Here is a 7584-nt window from a genome sequence, read left to right as displayed (position 1 = left end):
AGCGTTCTTGTTTGTGACCAGTGTCACTCAACAAGAGGCGGCCATTTTAGCGAGTTAAGTTTTAGTGTCAACCACTTTTTTCAAAACTTTTTTCAGATAATTTATCTGGCTAAAAGTGCCTTGCTGATTCGTCTTCATTCCTTTTGGAGCGTTGCCGTGTCAGCGAGGGGGCATTATAGAGATCACCGTCACGTTGGCAACCCCTTTTTGCGCTTTTTTTTGATTTTTTTCCTGTTTGGCGTTTTTCTATTCAAAATGCACCATTTTCTGCGCTCAACTCTACTAATGAGGTGCGATTTAAGGAGAATTTATGAGCTCATTACGTAGCTATAAAGGTATAAGCCCAAAGGTTGGCCAAGGCGTCTATATCGATTCAACATCGGTTTTAGTAGGCGACATCGTTTTAGGAGACGATAGCAGTATTTGGCCTTTAGTTGCTGCTAGAGGGGATGTGAACCATATTCGCATCGGAGATCGAACAAATGTGCAAGATGGTTCGGTTCTTCATGTCACCCACAAAAATAAGCAAAACCCTGACGGTTACCCATTATTAATAGGTAACGACGTCACTATAGGCCACAAGGTAATGCTACATGGCTGCACGATTGGAAACAGGGTTCTCGTAGGGATGGGATCTATTGTTCTCGACGGTGCCACTATTCAAGATGATGTGATGATAGGCGCTGGTAGCTTAGTTCCTCCGGGGAAAACACTGGTGAGCGGCTACCTTTATGTAGGTAGCCCAGTCAAACAAGCTCGACCTTTAAAAGAAGCGGAACAAGCGTTTTTGCGAAAGTCAGCGGATAACTATGTTCAAAATAAAAATGACTATTTAGAGGAAGTCGTCGATCTCAACTAACCACTTCTATCTGTCCGAGCGGGTTGAAGTTTTCATCTTCTATGCATTCTTCAGCCAGCTCTTCTATATCAAAGCGGTATTGTTTAAAGATCGCTATTGCCTCATCACCACTTTTCACGGCTTGCCCCGACAGTTTACTAAGCTCATCAATAGAGACTAAACACTCAATAAGCGCGCCTGACTGCTGTGCGGAAAAAATCACTCTTTTACCGTCTTCATCCCAAGTCTGTATATCGGGAAATAAAATCGACTGATTCATCAAGCCCCCTGCAAATTCTTTCTCAGTTCGCGCAATATCTGTTTGGCACCCGGTCTAAGCCCACGCCAGAGCATAAAGCTTTCCGCAGCTTGTCCCACCAACATACCCAATCCATCAATACACTTGACTACACCGTTGGATTTCGCCCACTGATTAAACTGAGTGTCCTCTTTTCCATACATCATGTCATAGCTAACGGAGCAAGGTGTGAAAATAGCAGAAGATATCTCTGGTAAGTGCCCGTGTAAACTCGCTGACGTAGAGTTAATTATAATATCGAAGCTTTGCTGAACTTTATCCATCTCAATCGCTTTCACTTCTCCAAACGCACCAAAAATATTGGCGAGCTCTTGAGCTTTAGAAAAGGTTCGATTGGTAATCGTGATATTGGCTGGTTTTTGGTCTAGTAAAGGCTTGATAACACCTCTCGCCGCACCGCCGGAACCTATGACTAGAATTTTCGCCCCTACCAGCTCAACTTGATTGAGCAATAAGTCTTGGACCAGACCTTCACCGTCTGTGTTATCGCCGATAATATCTCCGTCATCGAGTTTTTTTAAGGTATTGACGGCTCCGGCGAGTTTGGCCCGTTCCGTTAATCGAGTAGCAAATTGAAAGGCATCTTCTTTAAAAGGAACCGTCACATTACACCCGCGACCACCTTGGGTAAAAAAATCCGTTGCCGCTTTTTCAAAGCCGTTCACCTCTGGTTCGAAAGTGGCGTAGGTCAAATTTTGATTGGTTTGACGAGCAAACAGTGTGTGAATAAACGGAGACTTACTGTGACCTATGGGATTACCAAATACCACATAACGATCGGTGTCGGCTGACATTTTCCTTCCTTAAAAAACAGGGCCATCTTTTCAGATGACCCTATCACTATTGATCTTAACTTGCTACCACTCTCTCGGCTTAAGGTAATCGCTATACAAACGAGCTTCTGGCGAGTTGGCTTCTGGGGTATAAGAATACTCCCAACGGGCTAAGGGTGGCATAGACATCAAAATGGATTCGGTTCGGCCACCACTTTGCAAACCAAACAAGGTTCCTCTGTCATAAACAAGATTAAACTCCACATAGCGTCCACGGCGGTACAACTGAAACTCCCGCTCTCTTTCACCATAAGGAGTTTCTTTTCGTTTTTCGACAATAGGGACATACGCGTCACAATAACCTTCACCGACCGCTTTTATATAGTCAAAGCACTCATCAAAAGACCACTGATTTAGGTCATCAAAGAACAGGCCCCCAATACCACGTGTTTCGTCTCGGTGCGGTAAGAAAAAGTATTTGTCACACCACTCTTTGTGTTCTTGGTATACCTCTTCGCCAAAGGACGCGCAAAGTGCTTTTGCGGTATCGTGCCAGTGCTGGCAATCTTCTTCAAATGGGTAGAATGGCGTTAAGTCAAATCCACCGCCAAACCACCAGATAGGTGCTTCACCCTCTTTTTCCGCTATAAAAAAGCGTACGTTTGCATGTGATGTAGGGATATAAGGGTTTTTAGGATGAATAACCAAAGAGACACCCATAGCCTCAAAGCTCCTACCCGCTAACTCAGGACGATGAGCAGTAGCAGAAGCTGGCATGGATTTTCCCTCAACATGAGAAAAGTTAACTCCGCCTTGTTCAAAAACGAGTCCATTATTCATTACACGAGTTCGACCGCCACCACCGAGCTTTTCTCCCGGTTCTCTTTCCCATGCGTCTTCAACAAATCTACCCTCTCCGTCTGCATTTTCTAACTGCTGGCAAATTGAGTCTTGAAGGTTGAGTAGAAACTTTTTCACAGCTTGCTTATTGATCGCTGACATTCTTCTTCCTTGTTATAAACAGGTTAACCCTGCCTTATGATTTTTAATGTTTGAGCATCACGGATCTCACTGGGTTTATTTCGTCCACCCGTTTCACCGTCCAAAATAGTAACATCATGACAATTCAATTGTTCCAGAACCTCTTTGGCATTCATACAAGCGGGCAAACCGCTCAAATTGGCACTTGTTGAGGTAATGGGCTTGTTGTATCTATTGCAAAGCTCGATCACTAGGGGGTGATCCGAGACACGCACGGCAACCGTATCTCTCCCACCTGTTACCAAGCTTAATACTTTTTTATCAGCAGGAACTATCCAAGTGACCGCTCCAGGCCACGACTGCTTTATTTCCTCTAGTCGCTGCAATGAAAGCTGGCTTTCATCCACATAGGTAGCTAACTGTTTATAGCTGGCAGCAACAAGTATTAACCCCTTCTCTTGGGGTCTTTGTTTTAGTGTCAGTAAACGTTTTAATGCTAGAGCGCTATCGGGGTCGCACCCCACACCAAAAACCCCTTCGGTCGGATAGGCGATTACTTGCTCATTTTCTAAAGCTTTCAGGGTTTTATCTAAATTACTCATTGGGGTTGGTTTAGGGAGTCATACTGATTTGTTGATAAGTGTACTCACAATGCCATCCAGTGACTAAGGTTAATTGGCAAAAATAAGCGCTAGGATAAGAGCGCAAACGTTTGCTTCAGGGGTAAATCCTCGTATAATGCGCACAAATTTCCTTTTTACCTGTGTAGCTTTTAGGAGTATGAGATGAAAGTCGGCATTATTATGGGTTCAAAATCAGATTGGCCAACCATGAAACTGGCAGCAGAGATGCTGGAAAAGTTTGGTGTAGAATATGAAACCAAAGTGGTGTCAGCCCATCGTACTCCCCAACTACTTGCTGACTACGCTAACAGCGCTAAAGAGCGTGGAATAAAAGTTATCATCGCTGGCGCTGGAGGTGCAGCGCACCTTCCTGGTATGGCAGCAGCTTTTACTAGTCTTCCTGTTCTGGGTGTTCCTGTTCAATCTCGCGCCTTAAAAGGAATGGACTCGCTATTGTCTATCGTTCAAATGCCAAAAGGCATCGCTGTAGGCACACTAGCGATTGGTGAAGCTGGCGCGGCAAACGCAGGTATTCTAGCCGCTCAAATCATCGGTACTCACGATGAAACGGTAATGGCCAAAGTTGAAGCTTTCCGCACTGAACAAACCGAAACGGTTCTGGCTAATCCAAACCCTGCTGAGGACTGATTTTCATGCACGTTCTAATTTTAGGTGCTGGTCAGCTAGCGAGAATGATGTCTCTCGCTGGGGCTCCTTTAAACATTCAAGTATCTGCATACGATGTTGGTTCAAAAACCGTCGTACACCCTCTAACACAGGCCGTGGTTAACGATAGCTTAGAAGCGGGGATTGCTGCGGCTGATGTAGTTACCGCTGAGTTTGAACATATTCCTCACGATGTGTTAGATATCTGCGAGCAAAGCGGTAAGTTCTTACCTACACCAGAAGCGATTAAAGCCGGTGGGGATCGCCGCCTTGAAAAAGCCTTGCTTGATAACGCTGGTGTTCGCAATGCGAAATACCACGTCATCAACAACCGAACAGATTTCGAGCAAGCCATTGAAAAAGTAGGTTTACCTATGGTGCTTAAGAGTGCTTTAGGTGGATACGACGGCAAAGGTCAATGGCGCTTAAAAGAGTTAAGTCAGGTGGACGGTATCTGGCAAGAGATGGAAGCGTGTATTGCAGCAACACCAACACAAGCCATTGTGGCTGAAGAGTTTGTTCCATTTCAACGAGAAGTTTCTCTTGTAGGAGCTCGCGCTAAAGACGGCAGCGTCGAAGTATACCCTTTGGCAGAGAATGTTCATACCAATGGTGTATTGAGCCTATCAACAGCCATTGATGCCGTTGACCTTCAACAACAGGCAAAAGCGATGTTTACGGCTGTAGCAAACAGCTTGGACTATGTAGGTGTGTTGGCTCTTGAGTTTTTCGACGTCAACGGCGAGTTATTGGTGAATGAAATTGCACCTCGCGTACACAACTCAGGCCACTGGACCCAACAGGGCGCTGAGACTTGCCAGTTCGAAAATCACCTTCGCGCAGTGTGTGGGCTTCCACTAGGTAGCACTAAGCTCATACGTGAAACCAGCATGATCAACATCCTCGGTGAAGACACGCTTCCAGAAGAAGTGATTGCGATGGCAGGGTGTTATATACACTGGTACGGTAAAGAGAAGCGCGCCGGACGTAAAATGGGCCACATCAACGTATGCGGTGATTATACTGGTGAACTACAACGCAAGCTCTGCACACTGGCAGATGTACTTGATGAGTCTGCTTACCCAGCGGTTCACGAGTTTGCTAAAAGCTTCAATCAGTAAAATAGCCAACGTATAAAAAACGGCGTTTCAACGCCGTTTTTTTAACCTGCCTGAGTGTGCTGACACTTCCTCTCTGCACAAATCATCTTAGTTCCGCTGCTGAGTTTTTTCTCTACCAATAAACCAAAACCACATTTTTCACACTTGCCCTTAACTGGGGAAAGATTGACGGCAAATTTGCATTTTGGATAACGGTCACAGGCGTGGAAAACCTTACCAAACCGATTTTTTCGCTCAACCAATTGCCCTTTATTGCATTCGGGACAAGGAATATGCTCTTCAGACTCTGGCTCAGGCTGATCAAGAGGCTCGATGTGCTGACAACTTGGAAAGTCGCTACAACCAATAAACATCCCATAACGGCCTTGGCGTAAAACCAGCTCATTGCCGCATTCCGGACACGGTACACCAAGCTCTTTGACAATGTGGCCATCATTTTGATGTAAAGGTTTTATGTAATCGCATTTGGGGTAGCTAGAACACCCTAAAAAAGGGCCGTGTTTACCGTGGCGAACCTGTAGCTCGCCTTGACACTTAGGGCACGGCTCATGCTCTAAGGCATGTTCATGAGCCGTGAAGAGTTGGTGATCAATTTTACCGCTCATAACAACCTGTCACGCTTAGTGTAAGATCCCTTGTTCTTTGCTATACAAGAGCTCTTCCATTAGCGTGTAAGCATTTTCATTGCCTGGGACGTTAAATAGAACCATTAAAACAATCCATTTCAGGTCGTCTAGTTCGAACTCTTCGGTCTCTAGTCCCATCACGCGGTCAATCACCATTTCACGGGTTTCTGTGGTAAGTACATTTACTTGCTCAAGAAACAGAATAAAGCCGCGACATTGCATATTAAGTCGAGCTTTTTCGCGATTGGTATAAATTCGCGTGGACGCAGCTGCACTACAAACAGAAATAGCAGAATGGCGCTCGCTTTGCTGCAAAGCAGCTAAGTCTTCAAGCCAAACCAAGGCTTTATAAATATCTTTTTGATGAAAACCCGCACGAAGAAGCTCTTCTTCAAGTTCATCTTGATTGACTTGCAACTCAACATCGCTGTGGATGTAAGTCTCGAATAGATACATCAAAATATCCATCATCATTGCTCGCCCCTCCCTCTTTTTATTATATAGCCACCGGAAACTGAAACGACTTTTCCTGCTAGCTCTAGCTCCAACAGCTGTTTCATCACTTCTTGTACAGGTATATTGGTGCGCTGTGCAAGAATATCAACCGGTGTTGCCTTACTTCCTACGTTAGCTAACAGATGCGAAAATGGCAATTCTTCTTTGGTATCTATTTGTTGTGGCTGCGTTCTTTTCTCTGCTTTAACACTAGAAAAAGACCCGTGAAAGTAGCGATTAATTTCTTCAACCACTTGATAGGGACAAGAGACTAAGCTCGCACCTTGCTTAATGAGGCTGTTTGTTCCTACTCCGTGCGGGTTGTATATGGAGCTAGGGATAGCAAAAACCTCTCGGCCGTGTTCAAGGGCAAAGTCGGCGGTGATCAGAGAACCACTCCGCCTTTTGGCCTCAATAACCAACACGCCACCAGAAAGGCCACTAATAATGCGATTACGTCGGGGGAAATGCCCCGACTTAGGTTGAACATCTGGGTAAAATTCTGAGACCAATGCCCCTGACTGCGTGACTCGGCTTGCCAGTCCCTTGTGTCTCGATGGATAAATTCGATTCAATCCCGATCCCAACACGGCAATTGTCGTGCCTTGTGCATCTATAGCAGCTTGATGAGCAATACCGTCAATCCCTAAAGCTAAACCACTGGTGATGGTATAACCTTGCTGGGCTAATGTTGTCGCGAACTCCTGCGCTAATTGCCTTCCATCGATACTGGCATCTCGGCTTCCTACTATGGCTATTTGCGGAGATTGAAGAGACTCAGGGTGCCCCTCAACAAACAAAATCGGAGGTGGGTCGGAAATACCACTCAACAGAGGTGGATAGAAGGGGTGACCCAAATGAATAACGTACCTTTTCGCACCTTGCTCTTTCCAAAATAAACAACCAGACGCGGTTTTCTCACTTTTACTCTTAAAGGCTTGCCATTGTGAGTCGGTAAGGGCTTTCGGTTTTTCATTATTACGCAGTTGTTCTGAAAGCTGAGAAATTGAAGCGTGTTCAAGTAATCGCTGGATAGAGACAGGACCAATACCCGGAGAGCAACACAATCTCAACCAAGCAAATTCCGATGCTTCATCCATTGTCACCTCATATTCCTCGGTTTATTGAAGATACAGCCAATC

10 protein-coding genes are annotated in these 7584 nt (G+C 45.3%); 3 read left to right on the top strand and 7 right to left on the bottom strand.

Annotated elements, in window-relative coordinates; translation table 11 throughout:
• Nucleotides 1–310 precede the first annotated feature (310 nt).
• On the top strand, nucleotides 311–859 hold the full coding sequence (locus tag BLO31_RS18575; RefSeq protein WP_070970310.1) for a gamma carbonic anhydrase family protein: 549 nt from the start codon (nucleotides 311–313) through the stop codon (nucleotides 857–859).
• Here BLO31_RS18575 and BLO31_RS18570 read toward each other — a convergent pair.
• From BLO31_RS18570 to tsaC, 4 genes are all read right to left on the bottom strand, one after another.
• Nucleotides 852–1118, bottom strand: coding sequence for a DUF1488 family protein (locus BLO31_RS18570; protein ID WP_070970307.1), 267 nt, complete (start codon nucleotides 1116–1118; stop codon nucleotides 852–854). The genes BLO31_RS18575 and BLO31_RS18570 overlap by 8 nt on opposite strands.
• Nucleotides 1118–1951: a shikimate dehydrogenase gene (gene aroE / locus BLO31_RS18565; protein WP_070970305.1), complete on the bottom strand. Its 834-nt coding sequence runs from the start codon at nucleotides 1949–1951 to the stop codon at nucleotides 1118–1120. Before aroE ends, BLO31_RS18570 begins: the two co-directional genes overlap by 1 nt.
• Nucleotides 1952–2014: 63 nt before the next feature.
• Complete coding sequence (gene hemF, locus BLO31_RS18560; protein WP_070970303.1) at nucleotides 2015–2932, bottom strand: oxygen-dependent coproporphyrinogen oxidase; 918 nt, start codon at nucleotides 2930–2932, stop codon at nucleotides 2015–2017.
• A 23-nt stretch (nucleotides 2933–2955) separates the two neighbouring features.
• Entirely contained in the window at nucleotides 2956–3513 is a 558-nt protein-coding gene (gene tsaC, locus BLO31_RS18555; protein WP_070970299.1) for an L-threonylcarbamoyladenylate synthase type 1 TsaC, read from the bottom strand.
• A gap of 183 nt (nucleotides 3514–3696) precedes the next feature.
• Between tsaC and purE the strand changes: the two genes are divergently transcribed.
• Both purE and BLO31_RS18545 read left to right on the top strand, forming a co-directional pair.
• A complete protein-coding gene (purE, locus tag BLO31_RS18550) occupies nucleotides 3697–4182 on the top strand; it encodes a 5-(carboxyamino)imidazole ribonucleotide mutase (RefSeq protein WP_070970296.1) in 486 nt (161 codons plus the stop codon).
• 5 nt (nucleotides 4183–4187) lie between these two features.
• Nucleotides 4188–5321 carry a 5-(carboxyamino)imidazole ribonucleotide synthase gene (locus tag BLO31_RS18545; RefSeq protein WP_070970291.1) on the top strand — a complete coding sequence of 378 codons (1134 nt, stop codon included), beginning with the start codon at nucleotides 4188–4190 and terminating at the stop codon, nucleotides 5319–5321.
• Nucleotides 5322–5362: 41 nt separating this feature from the next.
• On the opposite strand, the gene BLO31_RS18540 is transcribed toward BLO31_RS18545, so the two are convergent.
• The 3 genes from BLO31_RS18540 to dprA are packed head-to-tail and all read right to left on the bottom strand — an operon-like array spanning nucleotide 5363 to nucleotide 7542.
• Nucleotides 5363–5926, bottom strand: coding sequence for a DNA topoisomerase family protein (locus BLO31_RS18540; RefSeq protein ID WP_070970288.1), 564 nt, complete (start codon nucleotides 5924–5926; stop codon nucleotides 5363–5365).
• Nucleotides 5927–5941: 15 nt separating this feature from the next.
• On the bottom strand, nucleotides 5942–6421 hold the full coding sequence (locus BLO31_RS18535) for a DUF494 family protein (RefSeq protein WP_070970285.1): 480 nt from the start codon (nucleotides 6419–6421) through the stop codon (nucleotides 5942–5944).
• Complete coding sequence (gene dprA, locus BLO31_RS18530; protein ID WP_070970283.1) at nucleotides 6418–7542, bottom strand: DNA-processing protein DprA; 1125 nt, start codon at nucleotides 7540–7542, stop codon at nucleotides 6418–6420. Before dprA ends, BLO31_RS18535 begins: the two co-directional genes overlap by 4 nt.
• Nucleotides 7543–7584 lie beyond the last annotated feature (42 nt).

The organism is Vibrio sonorensis (assembly GCF_001854765.1).
Classification (GTDB): domain Bacteria; phylum Pseudomonadota; class Gammaproteobacteria; order Enterobacterales; family Vibrionaceae; genus Vibrio; species Vibrio sonorensis.
The sequence above is the reverse complement of the archived record's forward strand: the minus strand, read 5'-3'. Positions and strand labels throughout refer to the sequence as shown.